Here is a 16,152-nt window from a genome sequence, read left to right as displayed (position 1 = left end):
AATATAAACGCCGGGCAAACCATGTTCGAAATAAGCAACATCGTCACCGCTGCTTGATTACCAAAATTACATCGCCAAACCTGCCGCGGCGGTTCAACCGCAACGTGGAGGATTTTTACCGCTTACGGTGGACTCGGCTGGCGGGCTTCAGCATCTCTTACGAGATACCGCCGCCGAGCTGGGATGCCGCTACTTCGCCGTCATTCGCCATGATATGTTAAACGGCCTTGTCCCTGACGACATCCCCCTGGTTCATTACCCCGGTGCCGTACTTGAGCGGCTGTTTCGAGATCGCGGCTACCGTCGCGATCCGGTCCTGCGCGGATGCATCTTCGCCGATAGCGCCTTCCTGTGGTCTGAAGTCGGGCGAATAATCGACCTCGACAGGCATGACCATGCGCAGTTTGAATTCGGGGCGAGGGAAGGCCTCAACGAAGGCATTACCGTGCCCTGCTTTCGGCTTGGGCAAAGCCTGGGATCTTGCACCTTTGCCGGCATGCGTCGTCCGGAGGACGCTACTGACATCCTCGGTGTCGTCCAGATGATGGGCGTCTTTGCCGTCCAGGCCGCTCGCCGCCTGAGCTGCCTCGACCTGCCGGTCGTAGCACCTCGCCCGCGCTTGCATCCGCGTCCCCGCGATTGTGTCGTGCTTGCTGGCCGCGGCTATTCCAACAAGGAAATCGCTCGTGCCCTTTCGCTGACTCCGCGCACGGTCGACGGCTACCTGACCGAAGCCCGGCGGCTCTTCGACGCGCATGATCGCACCGAACTGGTCGTCAGCGCCGTGCTCGCCGGCGAGATCGGACTCCATGAGCTTAAGAGCCGTCAACCCGGGTAATCGCTCGGTCTATCTGTCAGGCTGCGACGCTGCTTCCTTGGGCTTCGATCGAAGCCAGCGGAGCCCTTGCATGATCCATCACATCGACAATTATCCAAGCGACCGACGCCAGGATCTTCTCGCGTCCATGTTTGCCGACCGAAAGGCGCTATTCGTCGATTTCTTCGGCTGGGACGTCCCCGTGGTCGATGGGCTCTACGAAATCGACCAGTTCGACACGGCGGGCGCTCTTTACATCATCATTGCTGACGAAACCGGCGGTCATGCCGCTTCGCTGCGCCTCCTGCCGACCACCGCGCCGCACATGCTTGGCACCATCTTCTCCCAGCTTTGCCCGCTCGGTGCGCCCGTGGGCGACGATGTCTGGGAAAGTACCCGGCTGTGTCTGCCGCGGCGGCACGGCGCCGCGCGGCGGCGGGCACTGCGAAACGAGCTGATCTCGGCCATGGTCGATGTCGCGCTGGAGCGCGGGATTGCACGATACATCGGCGTCCTGCCCGAAGGCTTTCGCAAGGAGGTCCTCGCGATGGGCTGGAGAGCCGAGCCGCTCGGGCCTGCGGTGCGCACGGCCGGCGGCACGGTCGGCGCCTTTCTCGTCCATATCGATCCGGAGACGCCCAAGCGGCTGTGCTGGACGCAGACTTACATTCACGCCGACCGGGAAATTGCGGCATGAGCAGGACTGACCATCTCGCCGCCCGTCTCGACCAGGATGGCTGGTGCGTGATCGAGCAAGCGCTGCCGGGCTCGGTCATCACGGCCCTCGAACGGGATCTCCAGGTCCCCTTCGCCGCCACGCCGCTGAGCCAGGGCGCGTTCTATGGGGAGCGGACGCGGCGCTTCGGTGGGCTGCTGAAACGTTCAGCCCACGCGCGTGATCTGGTGATGCACGAGGCGGTACTGGACCTCGTGGAAGCGCTGCTGCTTCCCTGGTGCGATCGGATCGCCCTCAACCTGACCCAGGCGATCGAGATCATGCCGGGTGCCTTGCCCCAGATGCCCCACCGCGATCAGGACATGTGGCAAGGCCCCAAGGGGTGTGTCGAGTATCTCGTCAACGTGATGTGGCCGCTCACCGCGTTCACGCGCCAGAATGGCGGCACCCGGCTCTGGACCGGCAGCCAGCTCGTCCAGGATGTCCCGGCGCTGCCGGAGGAGGAGGCAGTCGTGCCGATGGTCAGGCCCGGCGACGCGCTGGTCTTCCTGGGATCGACGCTCCACGGTGGTGGCGGCAATGTCAGCACTGCGCCCCGGCGCGGCATCATCGTTAGCTATTGTCTTGGCTGGTTGAAGCCATTCGAGCTGCAATGGCTGGTCTACCCGCCTGCGGTCGCGCGTCATTTCTCGCCGGATCTTGCCGCACTTGTTGGTTACGCGCAGCACCGCCCGAACCTCGGCAACGTCGAAGGCCAGTGCCCGTCGGTCCTCCTGCGCGACGTGGTTCCGGCCAATCTTCCGGCGATCGACGCCTTGCGCCTTGACCAGGCCGAGGCCGCTGAACTGTTCGTCCGCTCGCAGATGGGCGAAATGGGCTGAAGTTGGTGGTGCGCCCGCGCCCCCTGGAACGATGCCGGTTGTTGGCGCATCGCGGTCGTGCCGGCCTCGCCTGGGAGGTGCTGCGGCGCGATCCAGGCTACCGGGCTGCTGCGGGCGCGCTTCGCGGCGCATCGCCCGACCACGCCGCGCCTCCATCCTTCGCTGCCCGCTGGGGGGGGCACTTTCGCTGAGGATCCATTGCTGGATTGCGCCCAGGTGCTGCCCGTCTGGTCGGCGGCGCTGGATCCTCACGTCTTGCGCGCCCGGCTCGTGTCGCCGGCCGATGTTGCCCGGCCTTGCTGGTTCGACCCAGCTGCTTGGCGCATCAGGCATCTTGCCGGCGTGGATCTCCAGCATCTCGCCTTCACCTGTGCCGGCGAGGTCGCGCGGATTGATTTGGTCGGAGACGGCCGGTTCGCGGGCCCCGCAGTTCTTCAATTTGACATCGTGGCCGACGAGCGGCTGGCTTGCCAGCTTGCTGCTGTTCGGCGGATGTTCGGCATGGCGGCGGTTTCCAGCGAGCCACGCCGACTCCAGCGCCAGCACTTGTCCTTGCTGGCCCATGACGTCCATGCTGGAGGCGCGAGCTTGCGCGAAACCGCCGGGCTCATCCTGGGCGAGGGCGAGTGGCCCGGTGATGGTGAGCACCGCAAGTCGTTGATGCGGCGTCTGATTGATGCAGGCGACCGCCTGCTGGCGGCTGGGGCTGGAGCGGTGCTGCGGTAAGAAGCTATGAAATCTGCTCGAGCGTCCCGCGCGGCAATTCGTCCATCAAAAGAACGTACGGCTGGACGCCCAGTGATGCAGCAATGCTGTCCAGTCTGTCTATACTGACGCTGTACTCGCGCCTTTCAAGCGCGCTGACATACGTCCGGTGTATCCCTGCTTCGTGCGCCAAAGATTCCTGCGACATGCCTTTTGCTGCCCGAAGGAGGCGCAGATTGCGCGCAAGATTGTCGCGGCTGGACATCAAGGCCAGCCACCCGATTGCACTGTATTTATCTACACTGTATACTGTGCAATCGTGATGCGGACTCCGTCTTGCTCCTGTTCTCCCCGGGCTCCCGAGGGCATGATGACCGGTTACGATCGGCTTAATCTGGCCGTGTACGCAGCGCTGCTGGATTGGGATGATTCAGGATATGATTGGGCTGCCGGTGTGAGCGCACTATTGGGCATCGATCCGGCGGACCCTCGTGCCGAAGCATGCTGGCGGTCGCATCTGCAAAGGGCGCGATGGATCGTCGGTCCCGGGCTCGAACAGGCGATCAGCGCTTTCGGAGCGCGTTCTTCATAGCATGAATGGGCGCCTCGCGGCACGCCGCGATCGCGCTCTACGGCTCGTTGCTCTCGCCGCCGAGCCCCTCGCGGGTCTCGTCCTGCGGTGACGATCGCTTGCGCAGGATGATGGTCGCCGCGCGGTTTGCGCGGCGGCGCTTTCTGTTTGCCTCTCCCGGCGTGGCGGGTGTGGCCGGCGCTCCCGGCTAGGCCCGTCGCGGCCAGGGACAACCCCGCTCGCTGCGCTCCTGCGGGGTGCTCCACATCCGTTCCGCCCTGGCGGTGTCCTTGTCCGCTGGAGCCGGGCCTCTTGGTCGCATTTCGCCGCCCACCCCCGCCTTTGCGGGGAGGCTTTGTGCCTTTTTAGGGTGGCGGGAAAGGACAGGCCATGTCGAAGTCTTCAAGCCGCAGTGTTACCTGTGAGGTCGGAAAGGACAGGAACGGCGAGCGCTCCAACCTCTATGACGAGGTCACCATGCGCATCGTTTCGGAACTGGAAGCGGGGCGCTTCCCGTGGGTGCAGCCATGGGGAAATGGGGAGGGCATTGGCCCCGGCCTGCCGCGCAACGCGGTGACCGCCCGGCCTTATTCAGGCGTCAACATCCTCATCTTGTGGTGCGCCGTTATCGAAAGCGGCTGGCCATCGCAAGGCTGGCTGACCTTCCGGCAAGCCCGCGCGGCTGGGGGATGCGTGCGAAAGGGCGAGCGCGGCGTGACCGTGGTCTACGCCGATCGCTTCACCCCCAAGGGCGAGGCCGAGCGGGCAACACGCGACGGCGACGAGGCCCGCGCCGTCCCCTTCCTCAAGCGCTTCACCCTCTTCAACATCGCCCAATGTGATGGCCTACCGGCTGAGCTTGGCGGCGATCCGGTGCCGCTGCCCGAGTGCGAGATCGTGCCGCTTGTCCACGAGTTGATCGCCGCTTCGGGCGTCGAGTTTCGCGTGGGCGGGGACAAGGCCTTCTATGCGCCAGGTGCCGACTTCGTGGCCGTGCCGCCGCAGACCGCTTTCTTCGATCCGGTGAACTGGCACCGGACGGCACTTCACGAACTTTGCCACGCGACTGGCCACGCCAAGCGGTTGGGCCGCGATCTTACCAACCCCTTCGGCAGCAAGGACTATGCCCGTGAGGAACTCGTCGCAGAGATGGGTTCCGCCTTCCTGTGTGCCGCGCTCGGCATCATCCCGACTGTCCGTCATGCGGATTATCTCGGCGCTTGGCTCGATGTTCTGCGCGAGGACAACCGTGCCATCTTCCGCGCCGCGAGCGCTGCTTCCAAGGCCGCCGACTGGCTGCTTGCCCGCCATCGCGAGGCCGAGAATGCCCGAGCCGAAGAAAGGATCGCAGCATGATCCTGCTTCCCGATGACCTGCGCGAGGCACTGCGCGCGAATGCGATCCGCCATGGCATCGCCATGCGCAGCGGCCTTGCCGAACCGGACTTCGTGCCGCTTCTCAAGCTCTTCAATCCGCTGGGCGCGGCGACATGGCTGGCGACCGAGCTTGCCGAAGATGGCGATACGCTGTTCGGCCTCGCCGATCTTGGCTTTGGTTGCCCGGAACTGGGCACTTTCAGCCTCTCGGAAATCAGTGCTGTGCGGCTGCCTTATGGCATGGGCATGGAGCGCGATCTGGCCTTCGAGACGGCTCACCCGCTTTCCGTCTGGGCCTCGTGGTCGCGCCGTTCCGGCTCGATCCTCTGGGCGCAGACCATGCTCCGCCGACACGGTCCGGCTTCGCCTGACGGGGCTGCGGACCCCGACATTCCGCCGTCCTGACGGCGGATGACGCGAGGCGGCGCGTCACGCCGCCATTTAAGTGCCGGTCAAGCCAAGAACATCGCAAGCAGCGCGACCGGCACCTTTTCCTGAAAGGTGATCACCCATGAAACTCGATCATATTCCTCTCGACAGGCTCTATGTGGACAAGACCAACATGCGCTTTGGCCGCAAGGCCCCGGACGTGTCCGACATCCTGCCCACCATCCGCGCGCGGGGCGTCATCCAGACGCTGCTGGTCCGTCCTCCCGATGCCGAAGGGCGCTTCGGCGTAGTCGCGGGAAGCCGCGGCTTCCATGCCTGCCGCATCGTCGCCGATGAACGCCGGGAAGCGGGCAATATCGATCCCGAGGCGCTGCTCCTGCCCTGCGCGATCATGGAGGAAGGCGACGATGCCGCCGCCATCGAGGCCTCGATGATCGAGAACATGGCCCGGCTTGACGCCGATGAAGTGCGCCAATGGGAGAGCTTCACCCGGCTGGTGCGAGAAGGACGAGGGCTGGACGACATCGCCATGACCTTCGGACTTCCCGAGCTATCCATCCGGCGCGTCCTCGCGCTAGGCAACCTTTTGCCGCGCATCCGCGATCTCTATCGGACCGAGCGGATCGAACGGGGCACCGTCCGGCACCTGACACTGGCCAGCAAGAGCCAGCAGAAGGCATGGCTGGCGCTGTTCGACGACGCCGACGCCTATGTCCCCACAGGCCACCAGTTGAAGGCGTGGCTCTTTGGCGGACAGTCGATCCCGGCCCGCTTCGCCCTCTTCGACATCGATGGTTTCACCGGCGCGACCGTCGCCGACCTGTTTGGCGAAGACCGTTATTTCGCTGATCCTGACACCTTCTGGACGGCACAGAATGCGGCGATTGAAGCGTCGCGCGGCGCTTATCTCGATGAAGGATGGGCCGACGTCGTCGTGGTTCCGCCTGCCGAGCACTTCCACTCGTGGGAGTTCGAAAAGGCCGCGAAGCGCAAGGGTGGGCGCGTCTATATCGATGTGCGCGGCACGGGCGAGGTCACGTTTCACGAAGGCTATGTCACGCGCGCCGAGGCGCGCCGGATCGAGCGCGGCGAAGCCGCCTGCGCGCCGAAGGCGCAGCGGCCCGAACTGACGTCCACGCTCCAGACCTATGTGGACCTGCACCGCCATGCGGCTGTGCGCGCCGCGCTTATCGGCCATCCGGCGCTCGCCCTGCGTCTCATGCTCGCGCACGCCATCGTCGGCTCGTCCCTTTGGACCGTGCGTGTCGAGCCGCAGGCGACACGCAATGACGAAGTGCGTGAGAGCGTCGAAACCAGCCGGGGCGAGGCGGTCTTCGACACGGAACGCCGCGTGGTGCTCGATACTCTCGGCTTCGCCGCTGAAGAGCCTGCCGTTACCGGCGGCAACGGCGATGACCATGGCGTGGCCGGGCTGTTCCTGCGTCTTGCCGCCTTGCCTGACGAGGCCGTGATGCGGGCGATCACCGTCGTCATCGGCGAGACCTTGGCGGCAGGCTCGGCTGCCGTCGAGGCGGTCGGTGAGGAGGTCGGGATCGACATGGCGGACTGGTGGCAGGCCGATGAAGCGCTCTTCGCATTGCTGCGCGACCGCGAAGTGCTGGGCAGGATGACGGCCGAAGTGGCGGGCGCAACGGTCGCCAATGCCAATGCGGGGGAGAAGACGAAGACCTTGAAGCGGATCATCGCCGACCATCTCGGCGGCGCGGAAGGGAGGGACAAGGTCGAGCGCTGGGTGCCCCGCTGGATGCAATTTCCGCCGTCTGCGTACACCGAAAGGGGCGGCGTCGGCACCGTTGCAGCCCATGCCGAGGTCGTGGCCACGCGCCAGACGGCCAGTGGCCAATGCACTGCGGAATGTGAGGAAGAAGAGGAGCAACCGCTGCCCCAAGCGGCGTGAACTGGCGCGGGCGGGAGCGATCCCGCCCGCCTTCGGAGTGTTGGAAAAATTGCGCCGCGCGGCCTTGCCTCTGGGCTCGGCCGCGCGGCTTTGTCGTGCCTGGATGAGTGCTGGAACAACCCGGCACGGCCCATTATGATCGACAGACTGCCAATGGAAGCCGGGCGGGCAATGTGGGAGCGGCGATGAAGCGGACGGACACGACCGACATCAGGATGCGGATCGTTATTGATCGGCCCGTTCCTGGTGTGCTCCACAGCCTGCAATCCAAGGACGGCAAGCCGCTTGATCCGCAGCGCTCCCGCGACGGCGAACCACTTGCTTTCGATTTCGCCGTCCGCACCGGACCCGGCCCGAAATTCTACGGCGACCAGGTTCGCTCCGAGGGCCCCATTCGCCGGTTCGTCTATGTTCGCGTCGGCCAAGCGGCCGGTGATCCCGGCTCACCCTGGTCCCGCCGGATGAAGGTCGATATCCATGATATCGACCCTGTGCTGCTGGATCACGCGGCCGGAGGAGGAATTATCGTCACTACGGTCTGCGGTGCCGGCAAGGACGGCAGCCCTGCCTGCGCCACGGTCCTCGCGTTGCGCCGGGAGCTTGTCGAGCGCTAGGACGCGGGGGGGCGTTGTGCGCGCACCCTAGCGTTGCGGCTTCCCCGTAGCCGGTTCTTTCCCACGGTATCGTAGCCATATCGTGCGAACAAACGTCTCCACCTTTGGATCGCTCATGCCGACTCTGGCCTCTTTCGAAGGCTGGTCTGGCGGCGTGCGCGCCTAGTCCATGCAACGGCTTCTCGCCTCTTTCTTCCCCGCCCTGACGGGCTCCTCGCGGACCAAGAAACAGGCGCTTTCGCCGTCCTTCGCTGGCGCTGCGGCCGTCCCGGTGCACGGCGGCGCGACACCGCCCGATCGACCGCCATCGAGGCCGCATCGGGCGGCATTCGGGCAATCGAGAAGGAGACATATCATGGCACAGATCGGCAGCTTCACTCGCAACGAGGACGGCGTCTACAACGGGGAAATCCGCACCCTCACGCTTCGCGTCAAGGCCACCATCAGGCCGGTCGAGCGCGATCACGACAAGGCCCCGGACCATCACGTCAGCGCCGGCGGCGTCGAGTTCGGGGCGGGCTGGACCAAGGCGGCTCGCGAGACTGGAGCTGAATATCTCAGCCTCAAGCTCGACGATCCGTCGCTTCCCGCGCCGATCTACGCAACGCTGACCCAGGGCGACAATGGCGAGCACAGGCTCATCTGGTCCCGCTGAATAGCGCGAGCCCCGCGTCGAGACCGGCGCGGGGCCTGGCCCTGCTGTGTCGAAAACGACCGCGCGGGTTCCGACACTCCCGGCCCGGTATCTCGCCAGCCATCTTCGATGTCGCGACCGCACAGTCTCGGGTCGCTCTATTCGAAGGATGGCCCATCATGGACGACGACCAGATCGCCCGGGCGACCCGCGCCAAGCGCGGCTCGCCCTTCCTCAACACCGAGCAGGCCGCAGCCTACCTGAAGATTTCCGGCCTGCTGCTGCGGCGCATGCGGCGCGGCGGCACGGGACCAATCTTCCGCCGCCACAGCCGCTTCGTCCAATACCATATCGATGATCTCGATGCCTGGTCGCGCGAGCACAGTGCGCGGGGGCTTTCGAAGTGAGCGGCCGTCGCGACAGTCTGCGCGATGCACCGCTGCTCGCCTGGGGGGAAGCCTTTCGCCGGCGCAAGGAAGCGCACAGCCGGCTTCGCCGCCGCATGCTCGCGGTTGGCCTCGGGACCGCTATTGTCTTCGGCGCGGCGGTGCTTCCGCCCACGCCGCGCCTTGTCTGGAACGCGAGCGCCAGTGCGCCGGTCGGGCTCTACTGGGTCAGTCCTGCTGCCCCCGCCACGTTGGGCGACATGGTGGTGGCGCGCTTGCCCGAACCCGTCCGGGAACTTGCAGCAAGCCGCCGTTACCTCCCTCGCAATGTGCCGCTGGTCAAGCGCGTCGCGGCTGAGGCAGGCGATGAAATCTGTGCGCTTGGCGACCAGATTTTCGTCAACGGACAGCCATCGGCGAAGCGACGGCTCGCCGATGGCGCTGGACGAGCCATGCCCTCATGGAACGGTTGTCACATGCTGCGGGGGCGGCAACTGCTGCTGCTGATGGACAGTCCAGGCTCGTTTGACGGGCGTTATTTCGGGGTGACCGAAGGCACTGATCTCGTCGGGAAGGCACGGCTGCTGTGGCGCCGCTGAGATGGGCGGTGGCCCTCCTGGCGTTTGTCGCGCCGGTCCCGGCATCGAGCCAGCCATCGGCCCAGCAAGCTGGATCAACGGTTGCGACATGGCGGCCGTACATCCGCGAAGCGTCCCTGCGTTTCGGCGTCCCGGTGGCCTGGATCGAGCGCGTCATGCAAGCCGAAAGCCGGGGCCGAACCTCCCAGGGCGGTCGGCCGATCCGGTCGTCGGCGGGTGCGATCGGGCTCATGCAGGTCATGCCTGCGACCTGGTCGGACATGCGCGCGAGACTTGGCCTTGGCGCCGATCCGGATGACCCGCGCGACAACATTCTCGCGGGCACATTCTACCTTCGCCTGATGTACGATCGCTTCGGATATCCTGGGCTCTTTGCGGCCTATAATGCCGGTCCGGCGCGCTATGCGGACTATCTGGCCGGTCGCACGAGGCTGCCGGGCGAGACCATCGGCTATCTCGCCAGTGTCGCGCCGGGAGCAAAAGGGAGTGGCCAGGCCTCGGCAGCAGCGCGGCCAGTTGAGGGGCTTTTTGCCGTACGACGGATCCCGGCATCACCGCCTTCCGATAGCCCCGATGCGACGTCCCAGGGGTCACTCTTTGTTGCGCTGTCGCAGGGGCAATGACGTGAGGTCGTGTGCCAACGAGAGGGAGGAAGCTCGTCTCGATAGACCCAGTATGACGGCTGGCGGACCGGCTATCAAGGCTCGCGGGTGCCCCCCAATTTGCTGCGCAAATCGGTTCCCCCCACGTCCGCTTCGCGGCGCTGCGCTTCGCTCCGCGGCCCTGACAGCCGCTCCGCCAGCCGTCCTTCAAACGCCGTTCTCGATGATGGGAACGCGAAGCTTGGAGGTTTCAATGGGCATGTCTCAAAGTATTGGAACGGCGTCGGCGAATGCCGTTGATCGCGTGATGGCAGCGCTGGTTTCTGGCCTTGAACTGGAATTCGGTCGGGGTGCCGGCGAAGCCTTGGCGCATCGGTTTCTTGAGGCCGAGGAAGCGGATTTTCGCTGGGATGCACGGATCGAGGAGCGCTGGATCGGCGCCTGCGAAAGCCCCGATGGCGAGGAATATGAACTCGACCGGATCGCGATTTGCGGGCGGCTCGACGGGAAATGGTTCTGTGCCACCATGATCGTGGATGGCGAAGGCCAGGCCCACGGGATGGTGGGATGCCGCCAGTTCAGGTCGCTGGTCAGGGCGCGGGATGCAATGCTCGATGCGCATTGATCGCAGCGCAATTCACGGGGAGAGGCGGCGTCGCAAGGCGCTCGCCTTTCCCGCTTTTTTGAGCCTTGTAGGTGTGCAGGAGGGAAGAGAGGGGAAACAAGATAAAGGCAGTGTCTCACGACCCCTGCCAAGTCATTGTCTGCACATCCTTTTTTCACGAGACAGGCAATCGCGACCGCGAGACAGTCAAAGCAGGAATGGCCGAAATCAGCGATTTTCTGCCCGAAATCGCGAGACTGGAGGACGGTGTGATGTCTGATGACGATTTTACCCCCAGGCTCGGCAGCCAGCGCGGCAAGGACGGCAAGAAGGTCGTCAAATATGGCGGACGCATCCGCGCTGCTGCACGCCTCGCGGGCACGAAGACCGGAGTCCGCTCGCGACGGTTCGACGGCAGTCGGATCGGGCGCGGCGCCAGCATGGGGCGATTGCTGTCGAGCCGCGACCGGCTCGCGGGTTTTCGCGGGCGCCGTGCCGTGGTGAAGGCGAGCCTGATCCGTTTGGCTGGCAAGGGCGGCTTGGCCGCCCGCGCGCACATGCGCTACATCCAGCGCGACGGGGTGACCCGCGAGGGCTTGCCGGGCGAACTCTACGGCCCGGAAACCGACCGTGCAGATGGCGGCGATTTCCTGAGGCGGACCGCCGGCGACCGCCATCAGTTTCGCTTCATCGTCTCCGCCGAAGACGGCGCGGAATATCCCGATCTCAAGCCCTATGTCCGGCGACTGATGATCCAGGTCGAGCAGGACCTCGGCACGAAGCTGGACTGGGTCGCGGTCGATCACTTCAACACCGAGCGTCCGCATACCCACATCGTGCTGCGCGGGGTCGATGACCAGGGTGACAATCTGGTCATCGCGCGGGAGTTTATTTCGCACGGGTTTCGCGAGCGCGCCTCAGAGCTTGTGACGCTCGACCTCGGTCCTCGTACCGATCATGAGATCGAGGCGCGCCTGCGCCATGATGTTGACCAGGAACGGCTAACCGCGATCGACCGCCGTCTGGTCCGCCGCATGGACGTCGAGCGAACGGTGTCACCGGCGGACAACGATCCCTTCCAGCAGTCGGTCGCGGCGGGGCGGCTGCGCAAGCTCAAGGCGATGGGCCTGGCCGACGATGTCGGTGGCGGGCGCTACAGGCTCTCCGAGGGGCTGGAGGACACGCTTCGCCGGATGGGCGAGCGCGGCGACATCATCCGTCTCATGCAGCGTGAGTTGACCGCCCGCAGGCTCGACCGTGCCGGCGTCGAGCAGATCGTGTCAAACGACCTTCGAGAACCGATAGTCGGACGCGTGATTCAGCGTGGCTTTTCCGATGAGCATCGCGACCGACATTATCTGATGGTCGACGGAGTAGATGGCCGGGTCCATTATGTCGATATCGGCCGAGGCGATGCCACGCCATCGGTTCCCGAAGGATCGACGGTACGGGTCGCGCCGTCGCGGATCGAGGCGACCCAGTCTGATCGTACCGTCGATGCGATCGCCCGCGCCAATGGGGGGCGCTACTCGATCGACCTGCACCTGGCGCACGATCCGGGTGCCAGCGAGGCGTTCGCAACCAGTCATGTCCGGCGGCTCGAGGCGATGCGGCGCGCGGGCTCTGGACCCGAGCGCCTGGCGGACGGGAGCTGGACGATTCCCGACGATCATCTCGCTCGCGCCGATGCTTATGCGAGGGGCCAGCAGCGCGACAGGCCAGTCACGCTGGAATTGCTGTCGCGGTCCCCGGTCGACGAACTGGCAGGGAAGGTAGCACCGACCTGGCTAGATCGTGCAATTGCCGAGGGTGGTCATGGTGCCGTGCGCGACGTGGGATATGGGCGGGAGGTACGGACCGCGCTCGCGGCGCGGCGGCAGTGGCTGATCGAGCAGCAATTGGCGGACGACGACCAATCCGGATTTCGATACCGGGACGGCGCGCTGGACACGCTGCGCCGACGTGAATTGCAGCATGCCGGCGAGCGGCTCGGCGACGATATCGGGAAACGGTTTGAACCCGCGCGGATCGGCGAGCGGATCGAGGGAAAGATCGCCCGGCGCATTGATCTGGAAAGTGGGAGTTTCGCTGTTGTCGAGCGATCGCGGGACTTCACCTTGGTGCCGTGGCGCGACGTGCTCGAGCGCAACATCGGCAAGGCCGCTTCGGGCATCATGCGCACGGATGGAATAAGCTGGCAATTCGGGCGCGGCCGAGCGGGGCCGACGATATCCTGATCTTGGGTGGGTCCATCGTCGCCATGAGCTTTACACGAAAGCCGACTTGGCTTGTTTCCACTCGGCATGAGCCGTTTGCGCTAATCCCGGGGAAAGATGCGAGCGGCGACACCCGTCAACGACAATGTGCAGCATGGCATCGACTGACGCTGGGTCACGCCGCCGGCGCGTGTGTTTTTCGTGGAAGAGATTGGACGAAAGCGCTCGACCCAGAGTGTGCTCGCGCTCTAGATCAACCCGTCCGAATCCTCAGAAAGGCGAGACGCTGTCACCCTTCGACCGGGAACTGTTGACTGAACGACAACGCATCAGGATGCGTGAAGAGTTCATTCCGTTTCTCGGCAGGATCCTTGCTGTCGATAAAGTCAGTTTCCGTCCGCTGCCTGACGAGATGAGATCCGTTATCCAGGATTCGCCGGATTATGTCTCGATCATGCCGGGCGACCCGTCGACTTGGCTCAATCTGGAAACAGACGATGCCACGCCGCGCTCGTGGTCTATCGGGCGGGTAACGGCAGTTATCACGTCCTGGCGGCAACCCCGGAAGTTTCCACCGGATAGAAGATTGCGGAATCGGCCAGCTCGCTATCAGGTAGGCTCTTCTTCCGGCAGAAGAGCTCCATCAGGATCTCGGCCGGGCCGACTGAGGTGATCGAACATCCAGTCGACTACTTCATCTTCAAGCAGACCAGTCAGGAAGACCGATTTCCAGTTGTTCCGGCTTTCGGCCACATCATCCTCTCGCTCACGCTGACGTTCGAGCACTTCTTCGAGATCTCCTCGGGTCTGAGGATTGTGTCGGAGCTCCATCGCAATATTGCTGGGCCGTACGATGAGCTTGCTCCAGCTGCGACGCATGAAGTCCGCAATGCGCGTGCGCATGACGATGCGGCGGTAATGATACGCGACTGCGGCATAATCGGCGTCAGCTGGATCAATCAACAGCTGAATGGATGTTAAGGGCGCCTGTCCGAGATCCTCGAAATGCGCGCCCAACAGTCGCTGGTCGAGCACGTCGTCAAAATAGGGATGAAGCACGCGCTCGCCTGGCCCTGGACCGATCAGAGCCGTCCCACGTCGACTGTTGCACTTGCATGCCGGGACGAGGTTCAGACCGAATATCGCGAACACGGCGAAGTCTTCCTTGGGGAAGATGTGATCAAGCGTGCCGGAGAAGAATGACCCGCACATTGGGCAGGTATTAATTTCACCCTCGTCACGAAGTCTGTCAATGAATTCGATTACCTTGGGCGGACTGGCGTAATGCCCCTTCAAAAAACCTCCGATGTTCGCGGGCAATGCGATGTTGAGAACGGCGTGGGCGTTGCCTTGCGCAGCCTGATACTGCGCGTAGCCCAGCTTGATCGCATCGACATAAGGCAGCAGATGAGGGTGGCTCGCGAGAAGCGCATTGTTGGCCAGCTCATCCAAGGCAGCGTCGTTGTCGAATACGGGAAGGTCGAGCCTGTTCATGAGCCTCCTTCGATCCGCGCACGAAGGTCGCCGAGAACGTCCATCGACAGCTGGTCCTTGTATCGTTCGAAGACCTCGGTCCAGTCATCATGGCGGCCCGCAATCTCGCCTTCCAGACGCTTCGCGAGGGCGGAGGGCTCATCCTCTCCGAAGACAAAATAGGAGATAGTTCCGATGTCGGCGCCGAACGTCTTGAGCCGTGGAACTTCAGCTACAATCTCGCGATCCTCGCTAGAGCGGAGCACTATGACTTGGTCTTCAAAGACTTCACGCACGAAGTATGCGGAATGGGTGGCGATGATCGCCGCTGAACCGGTCTGCGCGAGCAAGGTATCCAGCAATGCGACAAACTGACTGATGAAATTGGGATGAAGGTGGGTCTCCGGCTCATCAAACAGCAGCAGAGAGCTGTTTTCTACATGCAGACTTGCAAGGGCAGCAAAGCGCAGAAAACTCAGTTCACCGCTGCTCAACGGGTAAGCGTGATCATTGACCAGTCGCAGAGGTTCCTGCTTGAGGTCGACCAGCGCAAACTGTTCGCGCGCCGCCGTTCCATCCATTTCAAGAAGCTCGCGCAGAGAAAGATATCTTGCGGGAGTGTCGCGCGTCCGCAACGAAATCTCTCGATGGCCCTCGATCGCCGCGAGTGAGGCTGCAAAGATTTCCAGTCGTCCGCGGTCCTTTATCGCTTCCCGCGTGCGCGCAAGTTCAACGATGATATCAGGCGTGGTCTGACGCCGCGGCCCTATGCCAGCGCCATTGAGTGCGAAACGACGATACCAGATGCGCGCGCCGCGACGCCGCTCCACTGGAAAGGCAGCGGAAGCGAGAACCGTTGGATAGAAGGCAAGCACGCGGCTAAACAGAGGCCGCTCGCCGTTGCCATCCCTCAACGCGCTGTCGCCTTTCAGCGCGGCTTCGGCGATGCGACCGAGGGCCTGACTCTTACCCACCCCATTCTTGCCGATCAGAACCGAAAACCGCTTGGGAAGGACTGGCTCGTGTAACGAGAACTGAAACTTCAGCGAATGCGCGTTCGGCCGGCCGGCAAGCTGGTAGTCGATGAACAGCGTTTCGGAAAGACGACCGATTTCCTCGAACTGTGTGCCGTCGAGGAGCGTCCCAGCGTTCTTCCAAGCGAAATACGCCTCGCTGGTGCGCAGGAATGTGCCTTGGAAAAGAAGGCTTTCCCGCGCTGACCGATACCAGTTTCGTCGTGCGGGTGCACCATCACCCTCGACCATGTCATGCAGGCTGAGAAGGATCAGACGCGCCTCGGCGGGACCAGCCTGATTGACGAGTTCGCGATATGCGCCAATCGCTGGAAGCATCGTGAAGAAGAAGCTCTCGATCTGTGCGGGTTCGAGCGTTGTCTCGTTGCGGACGTTGAAGATCTGCGGAAGAGTCTGACTTGTCGACTTGTGTGGCCGCCCATCGACAAACCCGACAAACCCCTGAAACCCGAGGCGACCGAACTCGATCCCGGTTTCCTTGCGCGGGTGGATCGTGATGTCTGCGTCAATCTGCGCTGCCCGCGAACGGACACGCGGATTTGGCACGATAACGATGGTACCGGGCTCCGATGGCGCCATCTCGAACTCGCGCGCGAAGATGATCCGATAGCGAGCGTCTGCCTCAGCCAACTAGACCTCCCGCAGCGTCGCGCCTC

At 63.9% G+C, this 16,152-nt stretch carries 18 protein-coding genes; 15 read left to right on the top strand and 3 right to left on the bottom strand.

What is annotated here, in order from left to right; translation table 11 throughout:
- Positions 1–127: 127 nt before the first annotated feature.
- The 5 genes from V2S85_RS22365 (at position 128) to V2S85_RS22350 (ending at position 3,100) form a co-directional block, all read left to right on the top strand.
- Positions 128–838 carry a LuxR family transcriptional regulator gene (locus V2S85_RS22365; protein WP_330705023.1) on the top strand — a complete coding sequence of 237 codons (711 nt, stop codon included), beginning with the start codon at positions 128–130 and terminating at the stop codon, positions 836–838.
- Between the two features lie 70 nt (positions 839–908).
- Positions 909–1,514 carry an acyl-homoserine-lactone synthase gene (locus tag V2S85_RS22360; RefSeq protein WP_330705022.1) on the top strand — a complete coding sequence of 202 codons (606 nt, stop codon included), beginning with the start codon at positions 909–911 and terminating at the stop codon, positions 1,512–1,514.
- Positions 1,511–2,374 (top strand): phytanoyl-CoA dioxygenase family protein, encoded by an 864-nt coding sequence (locus V2S85_RS22355; RefSeq protein WP_330705021.1) that lies wholly within the window; start codon positions 1,511–1,513, stop codon positions 2,372–2,374. Before V2S85_RS22360 ends, V2S85_RS22355 begins: the two co-directional genes overlap by 4 nt.
- Before the next feature lie 5 nt (positions 2,375–2,379).
- Positions 2,380–2,565, top strand: coding sequence for a transcriptional regulator domain-containing protein (locus V2S85_RS27285; RefSeq protein ID WP_419198227.1), 186 nt, complete (start codon positions 2,380–2,382; stop codon positions 2,563–2,565).
- Positions 2,566–2,572: 7 nt separating this feature from the next.
- Positions 2,573–3,100 (top strand): hypothetical protein, encoded by a 528-nt coding sequence (locus V2S85_RS22350; protein ID WP_330705020.1) that lies wholly within the window; start codon positions 2,573–2,575, stop codon positions 3,098–3,100.
- 4 nt (positions 3,101–3,104) lie between these two features.
- Here the strand turns inward: V2S85_RS22350 and V2S85_RS22345 are convergent, their stop codons facing one another.
- On the bottom strand, positions 3,105–3,344 hold the full coding sequence (locus V2S85_RS22345) for a helix-turn-helix transcriptional regulator (protein ID WP_330705019.1): 240 nt from the start codon (positions 3,342–3,344) through the stop codon (positions 3,105–3,107).
- Positions 3,345–4,040: 696 nt separating this feature from the next.
- Between V2S85_RS22345 and V2S85_RS22340 the strand changes: the two genes are divergently transcribed.
- From V2S85_RS22340 to rlxS, 10 genes are all read left to right on the top strand, one after another.
- Positions 4,041–5,006, top strand: a complete 966-nt coding sequence (locus tag V2S85_RS22340) for an ArdC family protein (RefSeq protein ID WP_330705018.1) — start codon at positions 4,041–4,043, stop codon at positions 5,004–5,006.
- Positions 5,003–5,431 (top strand): DUF2958 domain-containing protein, encoded by a 429-nt coding sequence (locus V2S85_RS22335; RefSeq protein ID WP_330705017.1) that lies wholly within the window; start codon positions 5,003–5,005, stop codon positions 5,429–5,431. Before V2S85_RS22340 ends, V2S85_RS22335 begins: the two co-directional genes overlap by 4 nt.
- Before the next feature lie 106 nt (positions 5,432–5,537).
- Positions 5,538–7,334 carry a ParB/RepB/Spo0J family partition protein gene (locus V2S85_RS22330; protein ID WP_330705016.1) on the top strand — a complete coding sequence of 599 codons (1,797 nt, stop codon included), beginning with the start codon at positions 5,538–5,540 and terminating at the stop codon, positions 7,332–7,334.
- A 185-nt stretch (positions 7,335–7,519) separates the two neighbouring features.
- On the top strand, positions 7,520–7,948 hold the full coding sequence (locus V2S85_RS22325) for a DUF5990 family protein (protein WP_330705015.1): 429 nt from the start codon (positions 7,520–7,522) through the stop codon (positions 7,946–7,948).
- Between the two features lie 355 nt (positions 7,949–8,303).
- Positions 8,304–8,603 (top strand): DUF736 domain-containing protein, encoded by a 300-nt coding sequence (locus tag V2S85_RS22320; RefSeq protein WP_330705014.1) that lies wholly within the window; start codon positions 8,304–8,306, stop codon positions 8,601–8,603.
- Positions 8,604–8,761: 158 nt separating this feature from the next.
- Positions 8,762–8,989, top strand: a complete 228-nt coding sequence (locus V2S85_RS22315; protein ID WP_330705013.1) for a DNA-binding protein — start codon at positions 8,762–8,764, stop codon at positions 8,987–8,989.
- The gene (locus V2S85_RS22310) at positions 8,986–9,567 is read left to right on the top strand and encodes a S26 family signal peptidase (protein ID WP_330705012.1); all 582 of its coding nucleotides are present in this window, start codon (positions 8,986–8,988) and stop codon (positions 9,565–9,567) included. The genes V2S85_RS22315 and V2S85_RS22310 overlap by 4 nt, the downstream gene beginning before the upstream one ends.
- Entirely contained in the window at positions 9,555–10,190 is a 636-nt protein-coding gene (locus V2S85_RS22305; protein WP_330705011.1) for a lytic transglycosylase domain-containing protein, read from the top strand. Before V2S85_RS22310 ends, V2S85_RS22305 begins: the two co-directional genes overlap by 13 nt.
- A gap of 232 nt (positions 10,191–10,422) precedes the next feature.
- Entirely contained in the window at positions 10,423–10,794 is a 372-nt protein-coding gene (locus tag V2S85_RS22300; protein WP_330705010.1) for a hypothetical protein, read from the top strand.
- Positions 10,795–10,991: 197 nt separating this feature from the next.
- Positions 10,992–13,010 (top strand): relaxase/mobilization nuclease RlxS, encoded by a 2,019-nt coding sequence (gene rlxS, locus V2S85_RS22295; protein WP_330705024.1) that lies wholly within the window; start codon positions 10,992–10,994, stop codon positions 13,008–13,010.
- Between the two features lie 588 nt (positions 13,011–13,598).
- Here rlxS and V2S85_RS22290 read toward each other — a convergent pair.
- Together V2S85_RS22290 and V2S85_RS22285 are read right to left on the bottom strand one after the other, a co-directional pair.
- On the bottom strand, positions 13,599–14,483 hold the full coding sequence (locus tag V2S85_RS22290; protein ID WP_330705009.1) for an HNH endonuclease signature motif containing protein: 885 nt from the start codon (positions 14,481–14,483) through the stop codon (positions 13,599–13,601).
- The gene (locus V2S85_RS22285) at positions 14,480–16,126 is read right to left on the bottom strand and encodes an AAA family ATPase (RefSeq protein ID WP_330705008.1); all 1,647 of its coding nucleotides are present in this window, start codon (positions 16,124–16,126) and stop codon (positions 14,480–14,482) included. Before V2S85_RS22285 ends, V2S85_RS22290 begins: the two co-directional genes overlap by 4 nt.
- Between the last annotated feature and the right edge of the window lie 26 nt (positions 16,127–16,152).

It is taken from the genome of Novosphingobium resinovorum, assembly GCF_036352595.1.
Lineage (GTDB): Bacteria > Pseudomonadota > Alphaproteobacteria > Sphingomonadales > Sphingomonadaceae > Novosphingobium > Novosphingobium resinovorum_B.
The sequence above is the reverse complement of the archived record's forward strand: the minus strand, read 5'-3'. Positions and strand labels throughout refer to the sequence as shown.

What these genes read in the sequence shown, in the direction of transcription:
- V2S85_RS22290 (WP_330705009.1), bottom strand. Translation starts at nt 14,483, where the DNA reads ATGAACAGGCTCGACCTTCCCGTATTCGACAACGACGCTGCCTTGGAT.
- rlxS (WP_330705024.1), top strand. Translation starts at nt 10,992, where the DNA reads ATGGCCGAAATCAGCGATTTTCTGCCCGAAATCGCGAGACTGGAGGAC.
- V2S85_RS22315 (WP_330705013.1), top strand. Translation starts at nt 8,762, where the DNA reads ATGGACGACGACCAGATCGCCCGGGCGACCCGCGCCAAGCGCGGCTCG.
- V2S85_RS22335 (WP_330705017.1), top strand. Translation starts at nt 5,003, where the DNA reads ATGATCCTGCTTCCCGATGACCTGCGCGAGGCACTGCGCGCGAATGCG.
- V2S85_RS22340 (WP_330705018.1), top strand. Translation starts at nt 4,041, where the DNA reads ATGTCGAAGTCTTCAAGCCGCAGTGTTACCTGTGAGGTCGGAAAGGAC.
- V2S85_RS22345 (WP_330705019.1), bottom strand. Translation starts at nt 3,344, where the DNA reads ATGTCCAGCCGCGACAATCTTGCGCGCAATCTGCGCCTCCTTCGGGCA.
- V2S85_RS22330 (WP_330705016.1), top strand. Translation starts at nt 5,538, where the DNA reads ATGAAACTCGATCATATTCCTCTCGACAGGCTCTATGTGGACAAGACC.
- V2S85_RS22320 (WP_330705014.1), top strand. Translation starts at nt 8,304, where the DNA reads ATGGCACAGATCGGCAGCTTCACTCGCAACGAGGACGGCGTCTACAAC.
- V2S85_RS22300 (WP_330705010.1), top strand. Translation starts at nt 10,423, where the DNA reads ATGGGCATGTCTCAAAGTATTGGAACGGCGTCGGCGAATGCCGTTGAT.
- V2S85_RS22360 (WP_330705022.1), top strand. Translation starts at nt 909, where the DNA reads ATGATCCATCACATCGACAATTATCCAAGCGACCGACGCCAGGATCTT.
- V2S85_RS22325 (WP_330705015.1), top strand. Translation starts at nt 7,520, where the DNA reads ATGAAGCGGACGGACACGACCGACATCAGGATGCGGATCGTTATTGAT.
- V2S85_RS22355 (WP_330705021.1), top strand. Translation starts at nt 1,511, where the DNA reads ATGAGCAGGACTGACCATCTCGCCGCCCGTCTCGACCAGGATGGCTGG.